The organism is Streptococcus sp. DAT741, assembly GCF_009866825.1.
Classification (GTDB): domain Bacteria; phylum Bacillota; class Bacilli; order Lactobacillales; family Streptococcaceae; genus Streptococcus; species Streptococcus ruminantium.
In genome coordinates this window covers 45,330-71,803 of record NZ_CP019557.1, presented here as the reverse complement: position 1 = coordinate 71,803, position 26,474 = coordinate 45,330, and the positions used below count along the sequence as shown (strand labels likewise).

Here is a 26,474-nt window from a genome sequence, read left to right as displayed (position 1 = left end):
TCTGTAGACCTATTTTTCAAAAAAACTTTAAATTTTTTGGGAAAAATTCGGTTTTTATGATTTTTTATGTTTAAGTTCCGTAAAAATAAAATCTAGTCTAGCTCAAGAAAGCTGGAAAATAATCGTTCAAGAAAGAAAATCGAACAAACACAATACGTATCAATCTGATAGAATGTTACCGAGACCTCATGGAAAAATTTTTGATATTCATTCTCCTACAAATTCGGGGAAGCTCTCTATAATTTACCTCTATCAAAAATTCGTACTTGTCTTGTATCTATTTTATGCTTCCGATAGTTTCATAGTCTTTTGTTTTATCCAAATGATAACTTTTCTAGAAAGTATAAAAAGACAAACACCTAAAATATGTTTGTCTGTATTCAATCATGATGTGAACACCATTCGTAAAATGTAACTACAGGTTTAAAAACTCACTGCAGATTCTTACTTATCAAGAAAAGGATCATTCTTCTAATTCAATGCCACCATCTAGATCCAGAATAACATCTTGTCCTTCAAAAGTAGGATCTTCGATTACCTCAGTTGAACCGGATTCTTCCTCGATTAACCCATAGTGAATACGGATTTTACGGTCAATTTCTTCGAAAATAGTCGGATGATCTGCAAGGAATTTCTTAGCATTCTCCGAACCTTGGCCAATTTTTTCTCCATTGTAAGAATACCAAGCACCTGCTTTTTGAATGATACCAAGATTGCTACCAATCTCAATCAACTCACCGGTTTGTGAAATTCCCTGACCGTACATGATTTCCACAATAGCCTCTTTAAACGGTGGAGCCACCTTGTTTTTCACAATTTTCACCTTGGTTTCCTTACCGACATTTTGATCTTTCTGATCGCCAGTTCCCTTAATTTGAGTATTTCCTCGAACATCCATACGAACTGAAGCGTAAAATTTCAAAGCACGTCCACCTGGTGTGGTTTCAGGATTACCAAACATGACTCCCACTTTTTCGCGCAATTGGTTGATAAAAATGGCAATGGTTTTGGTTTTATTGATAGAAGCTGATAGCTTACGCATTGCCTGACTCATCATACGCGCCTGTAACCCGACATGGCTATCACCAATATCCCCATCAATTTCTGCGCGTGGTACAAGAGCAGCAACAGAGTCAACAACAACCAAGTCAACTGCTCCTGAATCAATCAATTTTCCTGCAATTTCAAGACCTTGCTCACCTGAATCTGGCTGTGACAAGAGCAACTCATCAATATTGACCCCAAGAGCTGCTGCATAGGCAGGATCCAAAGCATGCTCAGCATCAATAAAGGCTGCAATTCCTCCTTCTTTTTGAGCTTGGGCTACAGCATGAAGGGCAACCGTTGTTTTACCGGAACTTTCTGGTCCGTAAATCTCAATGATACGACCTTTAGGATAGCCACCCGCACCAAGAGCGATGTCAATAGACAAGCTTCCAGAACTCATTACCTGAACCTTCTGCTCCGCACGCTCACCCAAGCGCATGACAGCGCCCTTACCAAAATCTTTTTCAATTGATTTTAAGGCATCATCCAATGCTTTTTTACGCTCATCACCAAATTTCTTTGTAATATCTTCTAATTTTTTTCCTGGTTTCTTAGCCAATGCTTTTCTCCTCTTTTCTTACTTAAATCATTATAGCAAAACTCTGTTATTTCACAAAGTATTTCGTACAAAATCTAGAGCTTGTAAACAAGCTAGTTGACGGATATGTTGCCATGAATAACCTCCCAAATCTAGCTCCTTTTGAATAACTCCAGAAGGACTTGATAAGGCCAGTGAGATCTTGGCAAGAACGTTGTCTACCGTTGAGGACGGCTTGATAAAAACCGACATAGCTAAACCTACAATCGGCTTGTAGATCGTCACGAATACCGCTTGCTTGAACAGACAAATTGCCCGAAGCAGCTCCTTTCTGACCAACAACCCTACCTCCGATAAAATAAGGCTGTTCGGCCAGCGCCAAACTCAATTCTGCTTGTAAGAGCCCACCCGTCCCCTGTTCCCATACAGCCAGAGTTTGCTCTTTCCCCGCCAAGCTGGTCGCCACCAATTTCACCAGACTATTTTCTTCACCATAGGCATAGAAATACTCTGCTAGTTTATCACGTTGCAAAATTTGTGTTTCTAAACGATTCAATACTTGATCTGCTTCTTCTTGGCAAGTAGCTTTGGTAGACAGGCGCAAGGTGACTTCACCGACTTTAGCATAAGGTGCTAAAGTTGGATTAGTCTGATTATCAATCAAATCTGCTAAAATCGTCACCAGCTGACTTTCTCCAATACCAAAAAATCTCAGAACCCGTGAGTAAAGTTGGCTATGAGAATTGCCTAGCATCGGCAATAGACTGGTAGTAAACATAGCTTTTAGCTCACTCGGAGGGCCTGGAAGTACAACATAGGTTATTCCTTCTTGCTCAATCAATCCCCCAACAGCTAAACCAGCAGGATTTTGCAAGGGGGTACTTCCTGCTACAATCTGTGCCTGACGTTCATTGTTAGGTGTGCGAATACGACCTGGACGACTAGCAAAAAAACGGTCTAATTTAAGCTTGGCCTGCTCATCCAAAACTAATTCTTTCCCTAAAAATCGAGCTAATGTTTGTTTGGTTAAATCATCTTCCGTAGGGCCAAGACCTCCACATAGAATGACCAAATCACTGCGTCTACTGGCTATATCCAGCACCTGTAAAAGTCTACCTTGGTTGTCTCCAACACTTGTGTGGAAGTAGACATCAATTCCCAGCTCTGCACATTTTTCGGATAGAAACTGAGTATTCGTATTAACAATCTGCCCTGTTAAAATCTCCGTTCCAACAGCGATTAGTTCTGCTTTCATATTCCTCCTTCTAGAAATTGCATTACCTGCTCATCTATATAATTCGTCATCCATCTGATTATTTTGAAAAATCACACGTTTTTTCATGTTCATTTAGCAATCCCGCTGCTTGTAAGTAGGAATAGACACAAACAGGACCGACGAACTTGAACCCTCTCTTCCTCAAATCCTTAGATAGACGGTCGGATAAGTCACTCTTGGTTGGCAAATCATAAAAGGACTTAACAGGATTGTCTAGCGGTGTAAACTCAACCCATGACCAGAGGTAATGGTCAAATGTACCAAATTCCTCCTGCACCTTCAAAAAAGCCTGTGCATTAGCACGAGTGGCGTAGAGTTTTGCTTTATTACGAATAATAGCTGGATTATCCAAAAGGCTATCCAACTCCATATCTGTCATTTTAGCAACCTTCTGAATATCAAAATCGAAAAAGGCAGATCGGAAGGCCTGACGTTTGTTAAGAACAATCTCCCAAGATAGTCCAGCTTGGTAGGACTCCAAACAAAGCAACTCAAACAGCGCCTGTTCATCGTGAAGAGGTCTACCCCACTCTTCGTCATGATAGGCAATATAAAGTGGGTTATTTACATTTACCCAAGAACATCTTGGCATGAAAATACCTCCGTCCGATATTTAAAATAGGTCCATTTGACCATTCTTGTTATTTCATCAGCATCTTCAAGGCTGATTTAATGTAATTTTCAGCAGTGTCAGATGTCCCTTCAAAGAACTTCTTAATCTTCTTGAGTTCGGTTGGACGATAACCGAGGGCCTCCATGGCTTCCATAGCTTCTTCAAGAGCAATATTTTCATTCACAGCTACTGTCGGCTGAGCAGGTCTCATCTCTTCGCTCATAACAAACTTGCCTTCCAAGTCTAAAATCATCTGCTGAGCTGTTTTTTTACCAATCTTTGGAAACTTAGTTAGATAAGTAATATTTTTTTGCTCAATAGCACGAACCAACCCATCATTATCATCGACAGCAATAATAGCCAAGGCAGTAGTTGGACCGATGCCAGAAACAGAAATCAAACTGAGAAAAACTGATTTTTCCATCTCTGTCGCAAACCCATACAACAGATGGGCATCCTCACGAATAACTTGATGAGTATAGACGGTAACCGGTTGCTGAACTTGACCAGAATAAGCATAAGGATTTGCCACCTGTAAGATGTAACCAATGCCATTTGCTTCTACCACAACATATTTTGCAGTAATTTTTGTTAAAATTCCTTTGATATAGTCGTACATATATTCCTCTTACTGATGTGTCAACATGTTAATATTTGCCTAATTCTCTCAGGCTGGTATGGTTTTCTTGAATCCTGCGAAACATTTTTTCCATGTCTGATGTGCTAAAGTGCACCAAGACAGGTCGTCCATGCGGACAATTATAGGGGTTCTGACAATGGGATAACTGTCGTAACAAATCTCGTGCAGAATAATCATCCAGAGCGTGATTGGCTTTGATAGATCGCTTGCAGGACATCATAATCGCCAACTCTGCCCGATACTGCTTAATGGACACTTGATCTGTTAAAAGTAGCATGTCGCATATTTCATAAATCCCTGACTCAATCTCCTCTTCCTTCATCCAGATAGGATGTTCTCTCAAGATAAACTGATTGGAACCATATTCTTCCAGATGAATCCCTACTTGATGGAGGGCATCCATTTTGTGAGTAAGGGTGAGAGCATCATTTTGCGGAAATTCAAAAATATAGGGTACTAGTAATTGCTGAGCTGAACTGTCAACCTGACCGATTGTTTCACGATAATACTCGTATTTAACTCGCTCTTGAGCAGCATGTTGATCAATGATGTACAATCCTGTCTTGCCTTGAGCAAACAAATAAGTCCCGTGCATTTGCCCAAAATATTCTAATTCTGGAAAAGTTGATGCCTCTTCCTGGTCAAGTTTATTTGCCAACTTAGACAGTTCTTTAATCGTTAAACTTGGATGGTCTTGGTCTTCAAAATCAGGAGATCGGCGTTCTGCAAATTGAACAGGCCTCACTTTCTCTTCAGGCTGCAACTCTAGTTTTGTGCAGTCGTCCTCTTCCAAGGGCTTGATGTCCTCTGATACCACTTCTGGTCTGAGGAAAAAATCTTGCTTGACCGTATCATAGTAGATTTTGGGTTCCTTGAGAGGCAATGTTTCCTGCTCTACTCTTATTTTCGTCCGCGTACTAGATTGAGCCAGATTTTCAAGAGCATCTGGTATCAAATCTTGCTCCTTGAGTGCGCCACCAATAGCCTCTCGAATGAGTGTCATCAATTCCTTTTCTTTAGAAATGCGGACTTCTTGCTTGGTTGGATGCACATTGACATCCGCCAGATAAGGATCAATCTCAATGGAAATGACAGCCAACGGAAAGCGTCCTACCATCAATTTGCTACCATATCCATCTAAAATAGCTCGATTGAGCAGGAAATTTTTTATATATCGACCATTGATGAAGATGGAAATGTAGTTACGATTGGCTCTGGTTAATTCTGGTAGAGAAACATAACCAGATACCCGAAAATCCAAGTCCTCTGCTTCAATCTCAACCATTTTTTTAGCCGAAGCAATGCCATAAATTCCTGAAATAGCTTGGCGCAATTTGCTTGTTCCAGCAGTCTGAATCAAGTCTCGTCCCTCATTCTTCAAGGTAAAGGCTATTTCTGGATGAGCTAGGCTCAATCTATTGACAACATCTACAATGTGCGATAATTCGGCCTGCTGGCTACGCATATACTTGAGTCGAGCGGGGGTATTATAAAATAGATCCGCTACAGTAACCTGCGTACCAACAGGGCGACTGATCGGTTCTTCTTTCTCAATAATTCCCCCTTTTGCTTCTAAATGTATACCATGGGAGCAATCAACCGTAGCTGTCTCAATCGTCATATAGCTGACAGAAGCGATAGAAGGAAGGGCTTCCCCTCGAAAACCCAGTGTCCGAATACGGAAGAGATCTGATTGACTCTTAATCTTGCTGGTAGCGTGACGACGAAGAGCTAGAGCCACCTCATCTGGTGCAATCCCTTCACCATTGTCCGTAATTTGGATAGTTTTGAGACCAGCTTCTTGGATGCAAACTTCAATTTGGCTAGCACCAGCATCAATGGCATTTTCAACCAACTCCTTGACCACACTGGCTGGACGCTCAATGACTTCTCCTGCAGCAATCTGGTTGGCTAGTATTTCTGGTAATTCAATGATATGTGACATAATTTTTTCCTTACTATGTTTTTAAAAATATCAATATTATAGTATTAGTTTTCACAGAGTACTTATCCTATCATTATACCACATATCAGGTTTATCTCCTTTTTACAAACGGGTACAAAAAATGACTGCCGAAGCAATCATTTATTCTTTTGATACACAATAAAGTAATCCGTTGTCCGAACAGGTTCATACTGTGATTTTAGACTCATCTGTACTTCATCTAAGATTGGAATGTTTTTATTAACAACTACAAACTTTGCCTCGTTCTTATTGAAATCGTAAATCAAACTACTCTTATTCTCATCAGTATTTAAGTAAGGAACGGCTGTAATAATTGTAGCAGATGACAGGCGTCTGCTGGATAGGTAGATGCTAGCACTCGTATCCCAAGCATAAATCCTATCTGCTTCCTTGGTTTGCTCACCGATATAGCTAGCAACCCTCTCACGATCTGCTGACACATCACTCTGCAATAGATAAGCATGAGCTGGTTGAGCAAAAATTCCTAAACAAATGAAGGCAGGCAAGAAGAATTGTTGACGCAAGTAACTACGCTCTTGTTCAAATCTATTTTGAAGGTGGATAACAGTCATAATGAAACTATATGGCAGTAAGATCACTAACTGACTCCATTGAAAATTGACATTTCCAACAATAAATATCAACTGGGTGAAGAAAGTCAAAAGAGTAAGAATTTTGATATAACCATGCACCTCCTTCTTAAGAGAAAGAAAAGTTTGGATCAATCCTTTGAAAAATCCAGATAGCAGCAGAAAACCTAGTACAATCGCCGAAGCCCAATATAAATTGGCATGTTGGAAATCTAAACGTAAATTGTATAAGAATGTTTGCCGAATAGCTGATCCTAAGATTTGTGCTTCAAAGGCATAATACCCCACTACATACAAGATTAGAAGAAAGCCAAAAATAGTTGCCAATATCTGGTAGAATCCACGAGCAACTTGTCTGTGTTTGGCGTTGAAGACAAATAACACCAAGCCAGCGACCAGCCATAATATCAGGCTCTTGGGATAGATAAGAAAAACCAGAGCCGCATCAATTCCGTAGAGAATAAAAGCTTCATCTCGGACTGCGTGTTCAAAATAACGCATCAAAAACCAAATACTGGTAAAAATGAAGGGGAGAGCAAACATTTCTGCATACAATCCACCAAAGCCAAGAGTCATAATAAAAATGTAAAACCAATGACTGAAATTAGTAGCAAGGTATTCTGACTGACTAAAATAGGCAACAATCTTATAAAAATAAATTCCTGCTATCAGCAACGCAAAAAACTGGAAAATTCCAAAAACAAAGACCCCTCTGCCAATATGACCGAGCAGAGCTAACAAATAGTACAATACACCACTTGTCCCAAAGAAATCGCCATAAGGATTTTGACCTGCCGTCATAGCCATCCCTGCATACAAATTTTGCGTTTGTAAGTTTGTCGCAAATGGAGTCAATAGTGGATTAGCAACACTACAGATACTTAATACTAAACTCCATATCGCTGCTGGCCAGATTTTAGTTTTTAACAATCCTTCTTGAAAGTCTTCATTTAACCTTGCTACTTGTTTTCGTGAAGCCTTACGACTACGACGACTTTCATGAGGAATTACATCTAATTCTGTCATTTTCTTCTCCTTGGATTCACTTCTCCTATTATATCAAAAAGCCTCCTCAATGTCATTTTCTATCAAGGCTTCTGTAAATTTTGGCGAATTGCTCCAGTTGTCGAAAAGTATGGCGCTTGGTCTTTACAAATTCCTTTAAAAAGGCTACTTTTTCTTGATCTGTCATACTTATTTATTCGCAAAAGCAAAGGATTTCTACCGTTATTTAGTTTTGTCAAATAACTGACGCACTTCTGAAATAAAGTAGAGCGATCCGGTAATAAACAAGATACCTTTCCCCTCGGACTGCCATTGTTCTACGAACGCCCGATAGTCAGCTACATAGGCTCTTCCTTCACGATCCTCCTCTGATAAGGCTCCATCATAAGCAAAATGTGTCAAAACAAGCGATGCTTTAGGCAATTTTTCCTCTAGCAATACCAACATTTCTTGAAAGTCTTTCCGACGGAGGGCTGAAAAAAGGAGTGTTATAGGCTCTTCTTGTTCCTGAATAAATTCTATCAAACGCTCGATAGCAGGAATATTGTGAGCACCATCCAGATAAATAGCTGGATTCTCAGCTACTAATTCCAAACGTCCCGCCCACATAGTTTCGGTAAGAGCTTGCTGAATCCGTTCTGATCTAACACCTTGCTCAACAATACCTTTTAAATACAAATGAAGGGTCTGAATAGCCAGAGCTGCATTCTCTTCTTGATGCCGACCTTTGAGTCCTAAAACTAAATCCGATAAGGCTAAATCCGGGTTATAGAAACTGCCGGATTGATAGGTAAATTCTTGCCCAAATTGATAAACAGGGGCTCGTTTTTTTCCTGCAATCTGTCGGCAAATAATTGTAGCTTCTGGGGACAATGGACCTAAAATGACCGGCACTGCTTCTTTGATAATTCCAGCTTTCTGCTCTGCGATCTCCCTTACAGTTGACCCCAATAAATCTTGGTGATCCATACCAATAGAGGTGATGACGCTGATGGCTGGTGAGACAACATTTGTTGCATCCAAGAGACCACCGATACCGACTTCTATCAAAGCCACATCTGGTTGTCGCTCCCTAAAATAAAGAAACATAATGAGCAGCATCACTTCAAAATAGCGAAAGGGTTCATAGCGGTCTGCCACTTTCTGCTCCACATCATAAACTTCTTGTAGGTATACTCGAAAATCATAATCCGAAATAGGATGACCATCAATACAGATTCGATCATGAACCGTTACCATGTGAGGGGATACAAAACTACCGACGTGTAGACCATGAGCTTGAAAAAGTTGACACATGAATGCAATCGTTGAGCCCTTACCATTGGTTCCAGCTACATGGATAACTGGAACTGCAAGCTGAGGATTCCCCAATAGTTTGAGAGCGTAATCAATCTTTTCTACCTTGTAGCGAAAAACGGCACCTTGTTTTGCTTGTAACCAATTTATTAACATAGAACCTCCTCGATACTTTTTAGTATAACAAAAAAGTCAACCAAAGGCTGACTTTGCTAGATACTTTAGATGAAAATCATAGATTCCACCAATCAGTTGAAAAATCTCCAAATTTGATAAAAGCCGCTAAAAATGCAAACATTATTCTTCTCCTTACTTTTGATAAATCAATTTTACATTTTTAGTACACAAAACAACAGGACAGAAATGTCCTGTTATTGACTATCGTTAGCCCACTCCTCCTCTAATTTTTCAGCCAAATGAGGACTTGCAATCATTTTCGCAAACAGAACTGCTTCTTCATAAAACTCACGTGCACGTTCTTTATTCCCATGAATACGCAGTTCATATTTCCACTTAAGAAGATTCAAAATTGGTTTCTTTTGGAAATCTTGAGTAGACATCATCAGTTTATCCAGTGTATCAAATAACACAGGGATATAGCCAAATTGCTCTTTTGTTCCTAATATCCCTATTGAAGTAAGCATAATATCTCGGAATATGAATAAATCACCCGGATCTATAGCTTCCGTTTGATTTGGAAAATGCTTAACCATATCCAAAAAAATCTGAAACATTTGCGATGAGGTTTCCTCGAACCTTATGTGCTCAAGGTATAGCCTAAGAATCAATAAATCGTTGATGGTATATTTTTCTTTTCTATATACTTGTTCAAAATAGTCATCCAATATTTCACGACCATATTGAGTAGATTTAGTTTCAAACACGTCAATAATGGATTGAAAAGCATCCATTGCTATTTGTTCTTCTTCTGGCAGATCATCATAGTATTCGTCATAAATCTCCGCAATCATTTCATTGCGTGTTTCTACCAATCCCTCATTCCCATATGTAGGCGTTCGCAGAACATCAAATTTCAATTTTGAATATCTCTCTGGTAGTTTGATGTAATCTGGCATTAGTTCATATAGACCCATCCCCAAACGATCAGCGATAAAATTTATCTTAGAAAATGTTGGCTTACAGGTACCAGCCTCAATCCGAGTTAACTGACGAACAGAGAGTTCCATTTCATCATCACAAAACTGTTCTCGTGTTATCATTGCTTGTTCTCGTAGTTGCCGTACACGCTGACCAAATTCCTTATTATCCATATCTCAGACCTCCAACAAAACATTCCTGCATATTATACACAAAATTATAACAACATTCTATACTTTATTAGATTATTCAAAAATAAGTAGATTTTAGTTGTTCTAGATATTTTTATTCTCTATTAGTTGCTTTATATCATTTAATGTAGCAATTTTACAATTGTTCTCAAAACCATCAATTTTCAGGTTAATACTGCGAATCCCCGCATTCAAGGCAGTTTGCAAATCCAGTAATCGGTCACCGATATAGTAAGTGCTTGCTGGATTTAATTGATACTTTTCGATGAGGTAAAGCAAAGCCTCTGGACTCGGTTTCCGTGCAAAACCTGAGTCACTCGTAACAATTTCTACAAAGTGGGAATCAATGCCCAAATCAGCTAAAACCTGAAAAGCATTGTTGCTCTTATGGGTATAGACAAACTGTTGAATCCCCTTCTCTGCTGCCCAAGTTAGTATTTCACGCGCACCAATCATCAAAGGAATCAAAGTACTCTTTTCCCTCAAGGAAGTTGCTCGCACACGATTAAGCTCATCGCTATTCAGTCCATACTCCTTGGCATCCCGCATCAGCAAATCCTTGACGGAATACTTTAAAATATAATCTCGAATCTCCTCGCGATCAAAAGGCAGATCAAATTGTTCATAGGTTTCTTGAATACCTGCTAGAATTGCTTCATAAGAATCCAACAGGGTTCCATCTAAATCCCAAATAAATGTCAGTTTCATCTTATCTCCATATCATAAATTGATAGACTATCCAATTCATCCGTAGCCTCATTTTCCACCAACTTAAGCAAAGACATTTTGTATACTTCAGTTAGGATAGTAGCCCTTTGCTAAAAGATTAACGATACTAGATATGTATTTCCAGTTAAAAAGGCAAAGAAACTCTGCCATTATTTTTCCATATAAGGATATCCCAAATGTTTATAAGCCTTGGCTGTAGCTACCCGACCAGTCCGTGTCCGCATGAGAAATCCCTGTTGAATCAAGTAAGGCTCGTACATATCCTCAACTGTCTCACGCTCCTCGGAGATATTGACCGACAAGGTATTGAGACCAACAGGACCTCCACCATACATCTCAATCATGGTTCGCAGAATCTTCTGGTCCACGTAATCCAGTCCCTCCCGATCTACATCCAACATGGTTAGGGCCTTGTCTATAATGATATCATCAATGAGACCATCACCCATTATTTGAGCAAAATCTCGCACGCGCTTGAGAAGACGGTTTGCAATTCGAGGAGTCCCTCTAGAACGCCGTGCTAACTCAATGGCGGCTTCGTGTGTGATTTCCATGTCAAAGATTGTAGCGGTTCGTTCAACAATCTCGGTCAGATCTGCCAACTCATAATATTCCATGTGTCCGGTAATCCCAAAACGAGCACGCAAAGGATTGGACAGCATACCAGCCCGTGTTGTCGCACCAATCAAGGTAAAGGGAGGAAGATCCAAATGTACCGAGCGACTGGTCTCACCAGCTCCAATCATAATGTCAATATAAAAGTCCTCCATAGCACTGTAGAGAATCTCCTCAACAGCCATCGGCATCCGATGAATTTCATCGATAAAAAGGACATCTCCCGGCTCCAAATCATTGAGAAGAGCAACTAAATCACCGGCCTTTTCAATAACAGGACCGCTAGTTTGCTTGAGATTAACCCCCAATTCATTGGCAATAACAAAGGCCATAGTAGTCTTACCAAGACCCGGTGGTCCAAACAACAATGTATGATCCAAGGCTTCGTCTCGAAGTTTGGCTGCTTCGATAAAAATTTTTAACTGATTTTTAACCTTATCCTGTCCAATATACTCGTTTAACTTTTGCGGACGAAGAGTACGTTCAACATATTCTTCATCCGGCATTTGTTCCATATCCAACATTCTACTCATAAAACTATTATAACACAGCTTTGGCAGCAGTCCAATTGAGAAAATAAAAGAACCGCTTACAAGGATAAAAATTCCAAAAATCCGTTATTTTTGGCTTTATAAGTTCTACAAAACACAGAAAATACCTATCTCCTCTCCACAATGGGGACTGGACTGAGTATCTTTCAACCTTTTTGATGATTTATTATTTTTCCATCTCATGATTACAAAAATGGCGCATCTCTAATGTGTTATATTGGTATGTTTGAAGTAGTAACTAATACAGCATAAAATGAAAATACTGAACCCAACGAGTTCAGTATTTTCAGGAGATTAGTATGAAAAAGATTACGCCATTTCTAGCTTGATTGAATTGTAGCTTAAAAAACTTAAAGAAAACTGAAAAACTTCTCCAGCTTATCAAAAAAGTTTTACTCTAGTAGAGAAAAATTATTTTTTCCCTAAAAATTCATCTACAATATACTGAAAATAAGTCTTCTCTCCTGTAATTACCACAAATTTCCCTTCTAATCCATACCGTATTTTCTCAGCAAATGCTTTTGATAAGTCTGCCTCCGCTTCAATCTTAAAGAAATTTCCTGCTTCTGTCTTGGTCGCACTGGTTGCAATAGAAGTGATGGTAGAAGTCAGGCGAATCTGTCCTGCTTGACTAGCTTGAGCAGAAAAATGAATCACATCTCCCTCAGACAGGCTGGCAACATCTTTCGAGGATACATAGGCGGTAACTTTTACCTTTTTAATCTCAGCCAAACTCGGATAAATGTGAGCAATGATCGTACCTTCTGCAATCATAGATGCTCCCTCAACTTCACTATTTAGATGAATAATCCCTGCTTGATTGGCTACAATCTTTGTCTTAGCTCTCATATTTTCTTGTAACCCCAATGTCCCTTCAAGTTCACCTAATTGACTTGTTAGAGAAGTCCACTCTTGGGCAACCTTGGTCAAATATTGGGATTTGAGCGATGCAGACTGACTATCTAAATTAGTGGCATAGGCTTGTTGAGCTCCCGCCCCAGCATACTGTACCCGATAAGTAGCCAACTGATTTTCTAATTGACTAATCTGGTTATCTACCTGCGTTAACATCTGCTGTTTAAGAGTTGTTTTTTCAGCTATACCAGCTGCTTGAGATAATTGAGTTGTATATCCCACATAGAGTGAATAACCTGCATTATCCTCAGAAATTTCAGCGTCAGATTGAATGGCCATTCTGAGATTCTTATAATCTGACAATGCCTTTTGACTGGTTTTGACTATATTACCTAATTCCGTCTGCAATTGACTGGTAGCTGCATTCTGAGCAGCAATCGTGGTATTCTGCTGCTCTACATTGCTCTCCAATGTCAATAATTTATTTCGATAATCAACAAAGGTTTGTGAATAACCATGCTTATCCTCTTGAGGAAACTGGTTTTCTCCCGATTCTAAACTCTTTTTCAACAGTTCAAGCTGAGATAATTGCTCCTTTAACAGAGTAATTTTTTTCTTAATACCTTCTTCTTGAATCTGCTCACTGGAAGACTGATATTCAACCAAAACATCACCCACAGCAACTTCCTGATTTTCTTTCAAATAATTCATCTTAATAGGATTGTTGCTTGTGGATTGAATTTTGGATAAAACATGAAGTGGCTCAACAGTTGCTCGAGTCACTACCGTCAGTTCTTTCTTAGCAAAGAAGGCAAACATCATCAAAAAGACTAATAAAGCAAAACTTGGCAATATGACTCTACTTGCCGCATTATGATAACGCCGATGGTAAAATTCCCCACTCTCTAATAGCTGATGTTCCATCATTTCTCCTAACTATTTACTAAATGTGCATAAAATCCCTGTTGATCGAGTAGTTCTCTATGACAACCTTGTTCCACAATTTTTCCCTTATCAAGTACAACGACACGCTCTGTTCGTTCCGCAATGGTTAGACGATGAACAATAAAAATCAATGTCTTATCCAAGGCGAGCAAATTATCAACAATTCGCTTCTCCGTCAGGATGTCTAAACTACTGGTAGCCTCATCCAAAATCATAATCGGAGCATCTGTCAACAACGCTCGAGCCAGAGCGATGCGCTGGCGTTGACCACCCGATATACCTGATCCATCCGATGTCAGCTCCGTCTGATAATTCAGAGGCATTTTTTCAATGTCTTCTCTGATGCAGGCAATTTCTACTGCTCGCAAGACATCCTCCTGAGTGGTCCCCTCTTTGGCACCTAGCAAGAGATTCTCTAAAATAGTTCCATTAAAGATATAGGGTTGTTGTGGTAAGTAATTGATGTGCTGACGCAAAGCATGCTTGTCAATTTGGTTGAGATTTACGTTGTTCAAGTTAATCTCCCCCTTATAAGGATCATAAAAATTTACTATCATCTTGGCCAGCGTTGTTTTACCTGATCCAGAAACTCCGACAAAAGAAATCTTCTCACCACGCTTGATTGTCAAATTGATGTCTGACAAGACATCTGCACCATACCCATATTTATAACTAACATCTCTAAAATCAATATCTCCTGAAACCAGGGACAAGTCAGTGACTGTCTTTTGATCCGCAAACTCAGATTCAACTAAATAAACTTCATTGAGACGATTATTTGCTACACGAGCTGTTTGAAGTTTTGTTTGTAGATTGATAATATTTTCCAGAGGATTAGTGAAGTAGACCAATAAGGTATTGAACGTGATGAGCTGACCGAGCGTCATCTTATTGTCCATGACGAGAGTTGCTCCCAACCACAAAATAGCCACGTTCAGCACTAGCTGAGCCAAGCGCTTTAACACTTTTTGTTGTCCTTCTGCCTTGTTATAGGCAAAAGATTTTTTCAGATAGTCTACAAATTCTTTATCAATTTTCTGATAACGTTGTTTTTCACTGGTCAATGATTTAATTGTTTCAATGCCATTGATGTCTTCGATAATAGAAGAAGACAAAACAGCATTTGTTTCCATTACTTCCTGATTCATGCGTTCAAATGGCTTCATAAATGCAAAAATAATGACAGAATAAATCGGCAATGACAACAAAGCTATAAAAAACAAGTAAATATTCTGACTAAATAAGACAACCGAAATAATCAAAATAATGGATACATCTAAGAAAATAGATAGAATTGTACTTGCCAAAGCATCAATAATAGAGTTTGCATCTGTAAAGCGAGAAACGATTTCCCCTGTGCGCCGTGTTGCAAAAAAAGACATTGGCAAATGGAATACATGTCTGATATAAGATAGGATAACATCTATAGATAGTCTTTGCCCCAGTATAATGAGCAGATACTCTTGTGCGTAAGACAACAACTGTTGCAAGGCATACACCACAACTAAACCAATTGAGATAACTCCCAAAGTTGTCTTCATCTGATTTGGAACATAGGTATCAATGATGGATTGTAGATAATAAGATCCAACAATATTGATGAGCGTCACCAAAAGAGTAGCCAAAATAATATTGCCAATCAATCTCTTTTGCTTTGCCAGCAAGGGAACAAAAGACAACAAGCCTTGCTTCTTCTCTTTGTGAGGTTGATATTCCGGTCTAGGAGCCATGAATAAGGATACCCCTGTCCATTCCTGTTCAAATCGTTCACGAGTTAACTTGGTTAACTTGACCGAAGGATCGGGATCTGCAATATGGATGGTCTTCTCATCCGCACCCGTAACAACGTAGTAGTGCATGAGCTTGCCATCTTTCAGTACATGAGCTATGAAGGGATAAGTTAAATCTCCCACTTCAAATAAGGACATATCTGCTCGAATTGCGCGAGTTTCAAGCCCCAAGTCTTCGGCTACTTTAACTAGTCCAAAAGCTGTCGTTCCTTCCATGGTTGTTTTAGCCAGTTCTCGAAGACTTGCCAAAGAATGATGAGAATGATGGTACTCCAAAATCATTGCAAGAGCGGCTACACCACAATCTCGTGTATCCACCTGAGCCCTATAATGCCGTTTCCTAAACTTCATAATCTTTCTCTTTTCAATCAACTTTATTTTTTAGAGGAAACCCTCTCATTATCATTTATTCGCAAAAAGATTTTAAAAAATGAAGATAAATCAAAAAACACATCATTTTTCAAAAAAAATGATGCGTTAACTATTTAAGAAACCATTTAGTACAATAAAACAATGTGTTTTATAGATGTTTGGTCTCCGTACATCCTACAAACGCTCCTGCATAGAAAAGAGGAACAACTCCAAAGTTTCTGCTAAATAATTATTGTACGGTTAATGCCACAAAATGAGTTTCCATACTATGATTATCTCAAATTGCACCATTTTATCTTCTACTTACTTTTATATCTTAACTTTTCAAAACCATTTTGCAAGTGCTTCACCAAATTCTTTTCCAATACTAAAAATTGAAGCGATGATACTTGATACCGCAAACCATGACATTAGTAAAAAGATACCGATTAAAATTACATCTCGTGAATATAAATTTTTAATATATTTCATACCTTTTTCCTGCTGCTAAAGCACGTCCAAATTCTTTTCCTACATTAAAGATAGCTTTAATTGGTGCAGTAATATCAATCCCCCTCAGTATCTATTGGTTCTGCTTTTGTTAGGGCTATATAATTGTTTTCCAATGTTTCAAATGCTGTCATAGTTTTTCTCCTTTCCTTGAGGGAAGCTTTCCCTCCCACTTGTTTATTCGTAAAAAAATAAAAGAAATTGGACATTTCTGCCCAATCTAAAAATATGTACCAAAACTATAGGTTTATCCGCTCATCCCATAAACAAGAGTGACTAGTTCATTAACAATCGTAAATGTCACTAGAAAGGATACGGAAAATTTTGCAAAAAATGAATCAACTTTTTCTGGATAATTGACCAAAAGAAAGCAATAGCCAGCTAGCAAAATTAGACTAAAAAGTTTTATATCTATATGGGTAATAATGTTGGAAATCATGTTTTTCTCCCATTTTTATTTTTTTCTCTACAGCTGTCTACATAGCCCCAATCATTATCGTTTTCGACGTGCTAAATCTTTGCCAAAATCGTAACCAATCTTAATGGAGGAAACCAACAAGGTTCCGATTCCTATTGCAACAGTTATTGGCTCAAGTCCTCCCTCCGTAGCAAAAAGCTCTTGTTCCGTTAAACTATTATATTTATTCATGTTTTATCCCCTCTTTTCCCTATAAATTAAAACAACAAATAGTAACATCAGCGACATAAAAGGTATATCAATGGAAATAATTTCCTCTGGTACTTTGTACACACTTAAGTCGTTCAAAATATATACAGTCAAATATAGCAATGATGTCAATAAAATAAAGAATTCTGGCCAAAATTTTAAAACTTTCATAGTTTCTCAATCCCCTCTAAGGCCGATTAGCATAATATCCTGCTGCTGCACCAATCGTTAGTCCTGTTCCAACAACTCCTACCACTCCTCCAATAACTTTCCAACCAATTGCAACACCACCAATGATAACCGGAGCAAGTCCTCCCTCAACTGCTGTCAATTCTTCCTCGTTCAAAGCGACAAATCCATTTTCAATTGTCAATGTTTTCATTTATTACTCCTTCGTATTTTAATTTTTTAATCTCTTAAATAAGTTTTGTTTGTTAATATAGTAGGTCAACACTATTAGTAAAATACCATTTTCCACTGGTAATTTTTCTAAGTGAAAGAGTGACCAGGCTAACAACAAGATATAAGATGTATAAAGGCTGCCAGCAAATAATCCTTTAAAAAATTTTTTCATGAACCTAACCTTAAATGTTATTTTAAACCTTGTCCTGCTTTGTACAAGCTAGTCCCCAGTATAATTGCTCCTCCAGTTACAGAAAAACCTTTAAAAGCAATCACTCCAAACGCTGCTATTACCGAGTCAATCCCACCCTCCGTATCCATCAGTTCCGCTTTTGTGAACGATGAACCTATTCTCCCTGTTTGTTTAGTTTTAAAAATTATCAAGCTATCTCTCTAAGAAACCATCTGATGAAGTAAAATGATGATTGATGAGAAGAAACTAACCCCTAAAACAGCTCCTAAAAAAACTTCACTGTGTTTGAAGATTTGGCATACAAATCAGGATAATAAACTAAACCTAAGATGACGCTACTTAGCAGCATGATAGAAATTACATTGAGCATATTCATACCTACCATTTCAAATTTGCAATTTTATTTAGAGGGAAAGTTACGAAAACCGAGATATACAACCTTCAACTCAATATATAAAATATGGACACGGGCTGAAAGTTGACAAATTGCCTATTCTATAGGTTTATTTCTCTATAAAATACACCAAAATAGATAACCACTACTATACCCGGTAGACTCCAAATACATTCATCGTGACTAAATGTTCGTCCTCTAAAATTTAATACTGTACTGATAAAAACAACACTGAGCGGTAAAACCGTAGCTAATATGGGCACCAAATTAAGATTTATATCCCTCATCTCTATTGACCTTGATAGCCATTATAAATTTCCTGCCCCTGTAATTGCTGCTCCAACTATATGAGCAAGGAGTCTACAATTGACTATTTCCAATTGCGAAGAATAACTGAATACTAGAACATTCTCCCAATCCTTTTTCCAAATTCGTATCCAATATTATAAAAAGCATATACTACATCTGCGCCAGGAAAGTTGAAATCCCCTCCACTAACTACTACCAAATCCACTCCCGTTAATTCTTCAAATTTAATAACCTTTTTATTCATCTTTACCAATAAATCTCCCTATACATTTCAACAAAATAAACGCGCAATATTCACTCCAGTATTATACCCGATAGTATACAATGCCCATACTACCCCAGGGGCGAAATATAAGAATAACATTCCTAAAATAAGGTACAGCAATTTGTTACGATACTCTTTACTCATCATTTACCTCTACGATGGTGCTCATCTGAACAGCCATTAAACATTCCAATAGAAACCAATCCACCTATAATAAGTAGACCTCCAGTAATGGGATCAATCCCACCCTCAGTATCCACCAGTTCCGCTTCTGTCAGGGTTACATAATTGTTTTCCAATGTTTCAAATGCTGTCATAGTTTTTCTCCTTTAGTTTTTGAGTATTGTTGGTACCAACCGGATTTCCCACTATAGTAGAATAATTGGAATACGATTTTTCTCTAGCGTGAACTAAAGTAACCCCACGCAGCAATACCTGCAGCAGTGAGACCTCCAACAACATATCCTGCAATTTTAACTCCAGCCGGAATCGCTACAACAGCTGGACCGATTCCTCCCTCAACTGCTGTCAATTCTTCCTCGTTCAAAGCGACAAATCCATTTTCAATTGTCAATGTTTTCATTTATTACTCCTTCGTATTTTAATTTTTTAATCTCTTAAATAAGTTTTGTTTGTTAATATAGTAGGTCAACACTATTAGTAAAATACCATTTTCCACTGGTAATTTTTCTAAGTGAAAGAGTGACCAGGCTAACAACAAGATATAAGATGTATAAAGGCTGCCAGCAAATAATCCTTTAAAAAATTTTTTCATGAACCTAACCTTAAATGTTATTTTAAACCTTGTCCTGCTTTGTACAAGCTAGTCCCCAGTATAATTGCTCCTCCAGTTACAGAAAAACCTTTAAAAGCAGCCACTCCAAACGCTACTATTACCGGTGCAATCCCACCCTCAGTATCCATCAGTTCCGCTTCTGTCAGGGTTACATAATTGTTTTCCAATGCCTTAAATATTGTCATAGTTTTTCTCCTTTAGTTTTTGATTATTGTTAATACCAACCGGATTTCCCATTATAGTAAGATAATTGGAATACGATGTTTACCTGGTGCTACTGGTTTTGATTTTCCTAATAACCAAACAGGTAGAAAAATCGCACCACCATGATGTTCAGCCAACTCTTCCTGAGTCAGTGATAGATAACCTAAATCTTTCATCTTTTCTCTCCTTTCTTTTTCTGATACTTGTTCAACTGTACATTTCTTGAAAATGGACGATTTGACAAACTTGTATCTCCTTGAGGGGAATTTTCCCTCTCACTGACTTATTCGTAAACTATTTTCAATTTTTAAATGTTTACCTTTCTTAAATAAGTTGGCGAGTTTTCTTCCCCTACACTTATCTATTCGTAAATTTGTAGTAAAACTGGTCGATTTTAAAAAAGAACGAGTACCCAAAAGATGACAATCCTTCACCGGTAACCCCCTCAAGCAAAAGAAAAAATTCTCTGGAATTCCCAAAGAATTTTATTTCTTTATAAACCAAGTCGTGCAAATATATTATCGACCCTCTTGGCATAGTAGTCTGGATTGAAGAGTTCATCGAGTTCTTCCTGGTTAAGTTTGGCTGTCACGCGCTCATCTGCTTCAAGAAGCGGTTTGAAGTCCACTTGGTTGTCCCATGAGTAGGCTGTTTTTGGCTGTACCAAGTCATAAGCCTCCTCACGCGTCATGCCTTTTTCGATGAGTTTAAGCATGACGCGTTGGCTGTAAATCAAACCAAAAGTTGACTCCATATTACGCTTCATGTTTTCAGGGAAGACCGTCAAGTTCTTGACGATATTACCAAAACGGTTGAGCATGTAGTTGATAAGAATCGTCGTATCTGGTGTGATGATACGCTCCGCAGATGAATGCGAAATATCACGCTCGTGCCAAAGTGCCACGTTCTCATAAGCCGTTACCATGTGCCCACGAATGACACGCGCAAGCCCTGTCATGTTTTCAGAACCGATTGGGTTACGTTTGTGGGGCATAGCAGAGCTGCCTTTTTGACCCTTGGCAAAGAACTCTTCGACTTCACGTTGCTCCGATTTTTGCAGTCCACGGATTTCGGTTGCCATACGCTCGATAGACGTTGCAATCAAGGCTAAAGCTGAGAAATATTCTGCGTGGAGGTCACGAGGAAGTACCTGAGTCGAAATTTCCTGCGGACGGATACCTAATTTGCCACAAACATATTCTTCCACAAATGGAGGAATATTGGCAAAGTTTCCAACCGCACCTGAGATCTTACCAGCCTCAACACCTTTAGCCGCCACATCAAAACGCTCCATATTACGCTTCATTTCGCTGTACCAAGTCGCCAATTTGAGACCAAAAGTCGTTGGCTCAGCGTGCACCCCGTGGGTACGCCCCATCATGATGGTGTATTTGTGTTCACGCGCTTTGTCGGCAACGATATTAGTAAAGTTTTCAAGATCACGACGGATAATGTCGTTGGCCTGCTTGTAGAGGTAGCCGTAAGCCGTGTCCACTACGTCCGTTGAAGTCAAGCCATAATGCACCCACTTGCGCTCCTCACCGAGAGTTTCAGACACCGCACGGGTGAAAGCCACCACATCGTGACGCGTCTCCTCTTCAATCTCTAAAATACGGTCAATGTCAAAGCTCGCATTAGCACGAATCTTCGCCACATCTTCCTTGGGAATCTCACCCAACTCAGCCCATGCCTCATCAGCGAGGATTTCCACCTCCAACCAAGCACGGTACTTGTTCTCTTCACTCCAAATGTTCGCCATCTCAGGGCGGGAATAACGTGTTAGCATTTTTTACTCCTTTGTTATTTTACTAAATTCACAAAAACAACTATTTTATAATCTTTTAAATTTAAAGAAAATTATTACCAGTAATTCTATTTTCTAAATCAATTATAGCTTCTATATTTGATTCTTTTAATTTGATTTGTTGTCCATTCTGTAAGTAAGTTGATGATAAGGATAACTTTTTAGGCCAAGAACCTTTATATTTTACATTGGGAATTGATGTTAGTAAATCCAAGGGATTAAAAGACGTAGAAATTGCTCCACCAAGTCCTTCCCCATAAGAATCTACTTGGGCTACTCTCTTATCTGCAACCAACGCGACTACAAAACCAATTCTAGAAGGATCCTGTTTTGAAAATATTATAAACACATACTCCTTCAATACTTGACTATTATTTGAATAGTAAATATATTCTTTAGGCATAAAGTAAGTATATGTATTACCTAAAAAGGTATTCTTTTTAAGACTAACTACCTCTATAGACTCTCTCTCATCAAAATTTATCGGAGTATCATCCTTTGAATAAACAAGTAACACTTCTGGATTTTCACCAAATTTACCGTCGAATTTTATTTCAAAAAATGTACTATAAGAATACCTATAGTTGTATTGAGATGATATTGTTCCTTCTGTACGGATTGGTTTTAAAGAAACTCCAATATTTTTTATTTCAACCCGCTTATCTCCCTTTTGAAACACTAACTTTAATAATTCTTCAATTGAAAAATCGGCATAAATTGTATCATCAACCTTTTTACCAATCTCCATAATTACCCTCTTTTCTTATAACTCCTCCACACTATCCGCATCTTCCCCCAACACCGTCACATGCCCCATTTTGCGGTTGTGCTTTGCTTCTAGTTTACCATAAAGGTGGAGGTGGGCGCTAGGGTTTTCTGTGATGTAGGCGGGGGCTTGTTCCATGTGTTGGCCGAGGATGTTGAGCATGACGGCTGGGGCATGGAGTTTGATGGCTGGTAATGGCTGTCCTAACACACCCAAGATATGGGTATCAAATTGTGAAAAATCACAGGCTTCGATAGAGTAATGTCCTGAGTTGTGGGGGCGTGGAGCGATTTCATTGACTAGAATCTCATCGCCTGCCACAAACATTTCCACACAGAGGGTGCCAGATAAGTTTAGCTGCTCTGCTATTTTTACCGCCATAGCTTGCGCTTTAGCGCTTAAATCCTCTGAAATACGGGCTGGGACGATGGTTTTAGACAGGATATTGTTGCGGTGGATATTTTCCTGCACAGGAAAAACGGTGACATCACGCCCATTGCCTGACACGATGACAGAAATCTCCAAGTCAAAGGTCACAAATTCTTCCAAGACGCACTCGGCAGAGTTGGCTAATTTATTAGCCGCTTCAAGGTCTGCTTCCGAGCGAATGACGACCTGACCATGTCCATCATAGCCGCCTGTTGCTGTTTTGAGGACATAGTTTTTTGACAGGTCAAGATGTTCCAAATCAAGGGTAGAGGTCACCACCTTGTAAGGTGCCACAGTCACACCAGCTTTTTCTACCAAAAAATCTTTTTCAAAAATGCGGTTTTGAGAAATACGAAGAAGGTCAGTCCCCTGCGGAAGTTGACCTTCTTTTATCACGGCGTCCAGACCGTCTGCGTCTACATTTTCAAATTCATAGGTCAAGACATCACAGCGGTCTGCTAGTTGACGCAAAGCTTCTACATCGTTATAAGGCGCAACAATGACTTCACTCACGCGAGAAGCTGGGCAATCCGCCGCTGGATCCAGCGTGATGACCTTGTGCCCCATGTAAATAGCAGAAATGGCCATCATCTGACCCAGTTGACCGCCACCAATAATTCCGATTGTTTTAGTTGAGTTCATCGCTCATAGCCTCCGCAATTTTTCCTTGTTCAATAGCAAAGCTGGCCAGTTGATCTGCGATACCGCTGTCTTCAATGGAGAGGATACGAAGGGCAGTCAAGGCCGCATTGGTTGCGCCCGCTTCGCCAATTGCCATGGTTGCCACAGGTACACCGCCCGGCATCTGCACAATGGAATAGAGAGAATCAAGTCCACTAAGAGCTCGGGATTTGACAGGCACACCAATAACAGGAAGAGTAGTCTTGGCTGCGACCATCCCAGGGAGATGGGCTGCTCCACCAGCTCCAGCAATGATGACCTTGATGCCACGTCCACGTGCTTCTTCAGCATGCTTGAACATGAGGTCTGGCGTACGGTGAGCAGATACCACTTTCTTTTCGTAGGCTACGCCGAATTTATCCAGCATATCTGCTGCTTTTTTCATGGTTGCCCAGTCGGATTTTGAGCCCATGATGATGGAAATAATTGGTTTCATAATTAAGATACAAAGGGACGTTTCGCTTGCGAAAAATTCCGTAGAAAAATAGGAAAACTAACGACGACGCTTGCGTCTAGGCAGTTTTATCTTTTTCCTAGAAATTTAGTCCCGTGTTCAGTTCCTTTCCCTTTTTTCTTTTTGTCAGTTGTCTTAAGTGCTGAGGGACGCAAGCGACCGCCGTTGGCGTTCCATTGCTTATTTTCAAGCTCAAAGTCTCTCCCCCCTACCACCAAGTCTAAACCGGCTTGGTGGTTTTCAGCACGGTGACAACTGATGGTTTTAGCTCGCTCTCATTGTGCTTCTAAATATGTTTTTATTTTACTGCTTTGCTTCCGATGTCAGTACGGTAGAACAAGCCTTCGGTATTTTGGTTGGCAAGTTCGGCATAAATTTTTTCCTGCGCATCTGAGACAGTGTCCGCTGTGGTGACAAGCATATATACTCGACCACCATTTGAGAGCAGTGCTCTGCCATTTTCCGAAAAACGAGCACCTGCATAATAGGTCGTGATATCTCCCTCGGTCTTTACTGGCAACTCCACGCCTTTTTCGTAGTCCAGAGGGTAGCCATTTGAGGCTACAACTACACCGAGTGTCACGCCACTTTCTAACCAGTGCAGCTCTGTCGGACGTTTGTGGAGAATATCGTCAATATTTTGAGCAAAATTAGAAGTCAGACGAGGCAGGATAATCTGTGTCTCTGGGTCACCAAAACGGGCGTTGAACTCGATTACTTTAGGACCTTGGTCGGTCAAAATTAAGCCAACATAGAGAACGCCGAGATAGGACCGCCCTTCTGTGATCATACCTTCAAGAATAGGCTTAACAATAGTCTCAACTGCTGTGTCTACCACACTCTGAGACAGATGTGGCACTGGTGCATAGGCTCCCATACCACCCGTATTAGGACCTTGATCCCCATCAAAAGCACGTTTGTGATCCTGAGCTGTTGGCAAAATGTAGAACTGATTTCCATTAACCAAAGCAAAGAGTGAAAATTCCTCACCAGATAAAAACTCTTCAATAACAACACGAGCACCAGAATCACCAAACTTGTTATCCAAGAGCATCTCACGCGCTGCATCAACTGCCTGCTCAACAGTTTCTGCTACGACCACGCCCTTTCCTAACGCCAAGCCATCCGCCTTGACCACAATAGGTGCCCCCTGCTTTTCTATATAGATCTTAGCTTCCTCAAAATTAGAAAATGTACCGAAGGCAGCTGTTGGAATACCATATTTGACCATGATTTGCTTGGCAAAGTCTTTTGACCACTCCAGCTCCGCAGCGAGACGACTGGGACCAAAAGCCTTGAGTCCAGCCTGTTCAAAATCATCAACAATCCCCGCTGCAAGAGCATCGTCTGGACCAACAAAAGTCCAAGCAATATCATTCTCTTTAGCAAAATCTATGAGGGCAGAATGTTCGGATATTCCGATATTTACTAACTTGATTCCGTCTAAAGTCATTCCATCATTTCCAGGAGCAACAAAGACCTCATTTATCTGTTCGGACTCTAATAATTTCTTTGCAATGGCATGCTCACGACCACCAGACCCAACAACCAATAGTTTCACGTTCAACACCTCAAAAACGAATTTTATACAAACAGTATAGCAGAAATGGACGGATTTTGATAGAAAAAACAAAGAAACGTTCGGGAATGGAAAAAGCCCACACTAGGTGAGCTATTGCTTGAGAAAATAATCGCATACATAGTTTTCTTTAGGAAGCGGAGGATAACTGTCAATTTGCTCTTCTTTTATCATGGAACACTGTCCCTTATTATCAGTTTGATATATTCTTTTAAGCTTTTCACCTGAAAGTGTCGTATAAAAAAGAGTCAATTTTGGAGGAATATGCTTAAAATCTGTATTGTTTAACAAAAGATGATTAAAAATTGCATCCTGATGTTTTTTCGAAATGATATAAATTTTCTGTGCCTCTGATAATTTAGGGATGATAGCATAGTCAAGAGAATCTCCAAATTGGACTTGAAGATTAAACAAAGGTTGGTTGTTTACAATTTCAATTGAAAGAGCTTTATCTCGTTTGTTACTAGCAGCATATGAAAGCTGGAATGAATCGACTTCCAATTTCCGAGCATTCTTGGTGTTCTTATTGCTTTGTATTAAACCGTACCAATATTTATCAAGATAATAGACATAGCTAGAACTTTTCAAAACTTGGTAACTATAATCCAAAAACAACTCAGGACGTTGATTTATTCTAAATTTCTCTGTATCAATAAATAATTGAAAATGGAAAACGATAAATGAAATAGCAATACCAATAATCGCTCCATAAAAACTCAACCAATCTCCTAAATTTTTATTTAAAAATTGTTGAACATAAGTTAATAAAAGTGAAAATATTGGACCAGATATAAAAATAAGGGTAACTAATAGCAAAATTACATACCAGTTTTTCTTAAAATATCTAAACATATCATCACCTATTCCAATCATATATTTACTTTTATAGTATACTATATTATGTTAAAAAATACAATAATATGAA

At 39.2% G+C, this 26,474-nt stretch carries 26 protein-coding genes and 1 pseudogene; all 27 read right to left on the bottom strand.

Features of this window, described 5'->3' with window-relative positions; translation table 11 throughout:
• Nucleotides 1–463 precede the first annotated feature (463 nt).
• Nucleotides 464–1,606 (bottom strand): recombinase RecA, encoded by a 1,143-nt coding sequence (gene recA / locus BZG42_RS00435; protein WP_024532325.1) that lies wholly within the window; start codon nucleotides 1,604–1,606, stop codon nucleotides 464–466.
• A gap of 51 nt (nucleotides 1,607–1,657) precedes the next feature.
• Nucleotides 1,658–2,840, bottom strand: a pseudogene (locus BZG42_RS00430) (competence/damage-inducible protein A).
• A gap of 58 nt (nucleotides 2,841–2,898) precedes the next feature.
• A complete protein-coding gene (locus BZG42_RS00425) occupies nucleotides 2,899–3,453 on the bottom strand; it encodes a DNA-3-methyladenine glycosylase I (RefSeq protein WP_024532323.1) in 555 nt (184 codons plus the stop codon).
• Between the two features lie 49 nt (nucleotides 3,454–3,502).
• Nucleotides 3,503–4,093 carry a Holliday junction branch migration protein RuvA gene (gene ruvA, locus BZG42_RS00420; protein ID WP_155969326.1) on the bottom strand — a complete coding sequence of 197 codons (591 nt, stop codon included), beginning with the start codon at nucleotides 4,091–4,093 and terminating at the stop codon, nucleotides 3,503–3,505.
• Nucleotides 4,094–4,121: 28 nt separating this feature from the next.
• On the bottom strand, nucleotides 4,122–6,059 hold the full coding sequence (gene mutL / locus BZG42_RS00415; protein WP_155996231.1) for a DNA mismatch repair endonuclease MutL: 1,938 nt from the start codon (nucleotides 6,057–6,059) through the stop codon (nucleotides 4,122–4,124).
• Nucleotides 6,060–6,196: 137 nt separating this feature from the next.
• Nucleotides 6,197–7,696 (bottom strand): quinol oxidase, encoded by a 1,500-nt coding sequence (locus BZG42_RS00410; RefSeq protein ID WP_155996232.1) that lies wholly within the window; start codon nucleotides 7,694–7,696, stop codon nucleotides 6,197–6,199.
• A 201-nt stretch (nucleotides 7,697–7,897) separates the two neighbouring features.
• Nucleotides 7,898–9,127 (bottom strand): bifunctional folylpolyglutamate synthase/dihydrofolate synthase, encoded by a 1,230-nt coding sequence (locus BZG42_RS00400; protein ID WP_155996233.1) that lies wholly within the window; start codon nucleotides 9,125–9,127, stop codon nucleotides 7,898–7,900.
• A 215-nt stretch (nucleotides 9,128–9,342) separates the two neighbouring features.
• Nucleotides 9,343–10,242 carry a helix-turn-helix domain-containing protein gene (locus BZG42_RS00395; RefSeq protein ID WP_155996234.1) on the bottom strand — a complete coding sequence of 300 codons (900 nt, stop codon included), beginning with the start codon at nucleotides 10,240–10,242 and terminating at the stop codon, nucleotides 9,343–9,345.
• Between the two features lie 102 nt (nucleotides 10,243–10,344).
• Complete coding sequence (locus BZG42_RS00390) at nucleotides 10,345–10,968, bottom strand: HAD-IA family hydrolase (protein WP_155962542.1); 624 nt, start codon at nucleotides 10,966–10,968, stop codon at nucleotides 10,345–10,347.
• A 170-nt stretch (nucleotides 10,969–11,138) separates the two neighbouring features.
• Nucleotides 11,139–12,137, bottom strand: a complete 999-nt coding sequence (gene ruvB, locus BZG42_RS00385) for a Holliday junction branch migration DNA helicase RuvB (RefSeq protein ID WP_155996235.1) — start codon at nucleotides 12,135–12,137, stop codon at nucleotides 11,139–11,141.
• 429 nt (nucleotides 12,138–12,566) lie between these two features.
• A complete protein-coding gene (locus tag BZG42_RS00380) occupies nucleotides 12,567–13,937 on the bottom strand; it encodes a bacteriocin secretion accessory protein (protein ID WP_328706654.1) in 1,371 nt (456 codons plus the stop codon).
• A gap of 5 nt (nucleotides 13,938–13,942) precedes the next feature.
• Nucleotides 13,943–16,096, bottom strand: coding sequence for a peptide cleavage/export ABC transporter ComA (gene comA / locus BZG42_RS00375; protein ID WP_155996236.1), 2,154 nt, complete (start codon nucleotides 16,094–16,096; stop codon nucleotides 13,943–13,945).
• Between the two features lie 345 nt (nucleotides 16,097–16,441).
• On the bottom strand, nucleotides 16,442–16,588 hold the full coding sequence (locus BZG42_RS00370; protein ID WP_155996237.1) for a hypothetical protein: 147 nt from the start codon (nucleotides 16,586–16,588) through the stop codon (nucleotides 16,442–16,444).
• 511 nt (nucleotides 16,589–17,099) lie between these two features.
• Entirely contained in the window at nucleotides 17,100–17,255 is a 156-nt protein-coding gene (locus tag BZG42_RS00365; RefSeq protein ID WP_155969338.1) for a class IIb bacteriocin, lactobin A/cerein 7B family, read from the bottom strand.
• A 205-nt stretch (nucleotides 17,256–17,460) separates the two neighbouring features.
• The gene (locus tag BZG42_RS00360; protein ID WP_024533168.1) at nucleotides 17,461–17,655 is read right to left on the bottom strand and encodes a class IIb bacteriocin, lactobin A/cerein 7B family; all 195 of its coding nucleotides are present in this window, start codon (nucleotides 17,653–17,655) and stop codon (nucleotides 17,461–17,463) included.
• 209 nt (nucleotides 17,656–17,864) lie between these two features.
• Nucleotides 17,865–18,059, bottom strand: a complete 195-nt coding sequence (locus BZG42_RS00355; protein ID WP_155996076.1) for a class IIb bacteriocin, lactobin A/cerein 7B family — start codon at nucleotides 18,057–18,059, stop codon at nucleotides 17,865–17,867.
• 603 nt (nucleotides 18,060–18,662) lie between these two features.
• Nucleotides 18,663–18,815 carry a hypothetical protein gene (locus BZG42_RS00350; RefSeq protein ID WP_155962529.1) on the bottom strand — a complete coding sequence of 51 codons (153 nt, stop codon included), beginning with the start codon at nucleotides 18,813–18,815 and terminating at the stop codon, nucleotides 18,663–18,665.
• A gap of 164 nt (nucleotides 18,816–18,979) precedes the next feature.
• On the bottom strand, nucleotides 18,980–19,153 hold the full coding sequence (locus BZG42_RS00345; RefSeq protein ID WP_155996079.1) for a class IIb bacteriocin, lactobin A/cerein 7B family: 174 nt from the start codon (nucleotides 19,151–19,153) through the stop codon (nucleotides 18,980–18,982).
• 83 nt (nucleotides 19,154–19,236) lie between these two features.
• Nucleotides 19,237–19,419: a class IIb bacteriocin, lactobin A/cerein 7B family gene (locus BZG42_RS00340; RefSeq protein ID WP_024533150.1), complete on the bottom strand. Its 183-nt coding sequence runs from the start codon at nucleotides 19,417–19,419 to the stop codon at nucleotides 19,237–19,239.
• A 209-nt stretch (nucleotides 19,420–19,628) separates the two neighbouring features.
• Entirely contained in the window at nucleotides 19,629–19,817 is a 189-nt protein-coding gene (locus BZG42_RS00335; RefSeq protein ID WP_155996238.1) for a class IIb bacteriocin, lactobin A/cerein 7B family, read from the bottom strand.
• A 51-nt stretch (nucleotides 19,818–19,868) separates the two neighbouring features.
• The gene (locus BZG42_RS00330) at nucleotides 19,869–20,012 is read right to left on the bottom strand and encodes a hypothetical protein (RefSeq protein ID WP_155962526.1); all 144 of its coding nucleotides are present in this window, start codon (nucleotides 20,010–20,012) and stop codon (nucleotides 19,869–19,871) included.
• 317 nt (nucleotides 20,013–20,329) lie between these two features.
• Complete coding sequence (gene purB, locus BZG42_RS00325) at nucleotides 20,330–21,622, bottom strand: adenylosuccinate lyase (RefSeq protein WP_155996239.1); 1,293 nt, start codon at nucleotides 21,620–21,622, stop codon at nucleotides 20,330–20,332.
• Nucleotides 21,623–21,683: 61 nt separating this feature from the next.
• Nucleotides 21,684–22,388: a hypothetical protein gene (locus tag BZG42_RS00320; protein WP_155996240.1), complete on the bottom strand. Its 705-nt coding sequence runs from the start codon at nucleotides 22,386–22,388 to the stop codon at nucleotides 21,684–21,686.
• 15 nt (nucleotides 22,389–22,403) lie between these two features.
• On the bottom strand, nucleotides 22,404–23,477 hold the full coding sequence (gene purK / locus BZG42_RS00315; RefSeq protein WP_155996241.1) for a 5-(carboxyamino)imidazole ribonucleotide synthase: 1,074 nt from the start codon (nucleotides 23,475–23,477) through the stop codon (nucleotides 22,404–22,406).
• Entirely contained in the window at nucleotides 23,464–23,952 is a 489-nt protein-coding gene (purE, locus tag BZG42_RS00310) for a 5-(carboxyamino)imidazole ribonucleotide mutase (RefSeq protein ID WP_155996242.1), read from the bottom strand. Before purE ends, purK begins: the two co-directional genes overlap by 14 nt.
• Before the next feature lie 316 nt (nucleotides 23,953–24,268).
• Entirely contained in the window at nucleotides 24,269–25,531 is a 1,263-nt protein-coding gene (gene purD, locus BZG42_RS00305; protein WP_155996243.1) for a phosphoribosylamine--glycine ligase, read from the bottom strand.
• Between the two features lie 111 nt (nucleotides 25,532–25,642).
• The gene (locus BZG42_RS00300) at nucleotides 25,643–26,422 is read right to left on the bottom strand and encodes a hypothetical protein (RefSeq protein ID WP_050579631.1); all 780 of its coding nucleotides are present in this window, start codon (nucleotides 26,420–26,422) and stop codon (nucleotides 25,643–25,645) included.
• Between the last annotated feature and the right edge of the window lie 52 nt (nucleotides 26,423–26,474).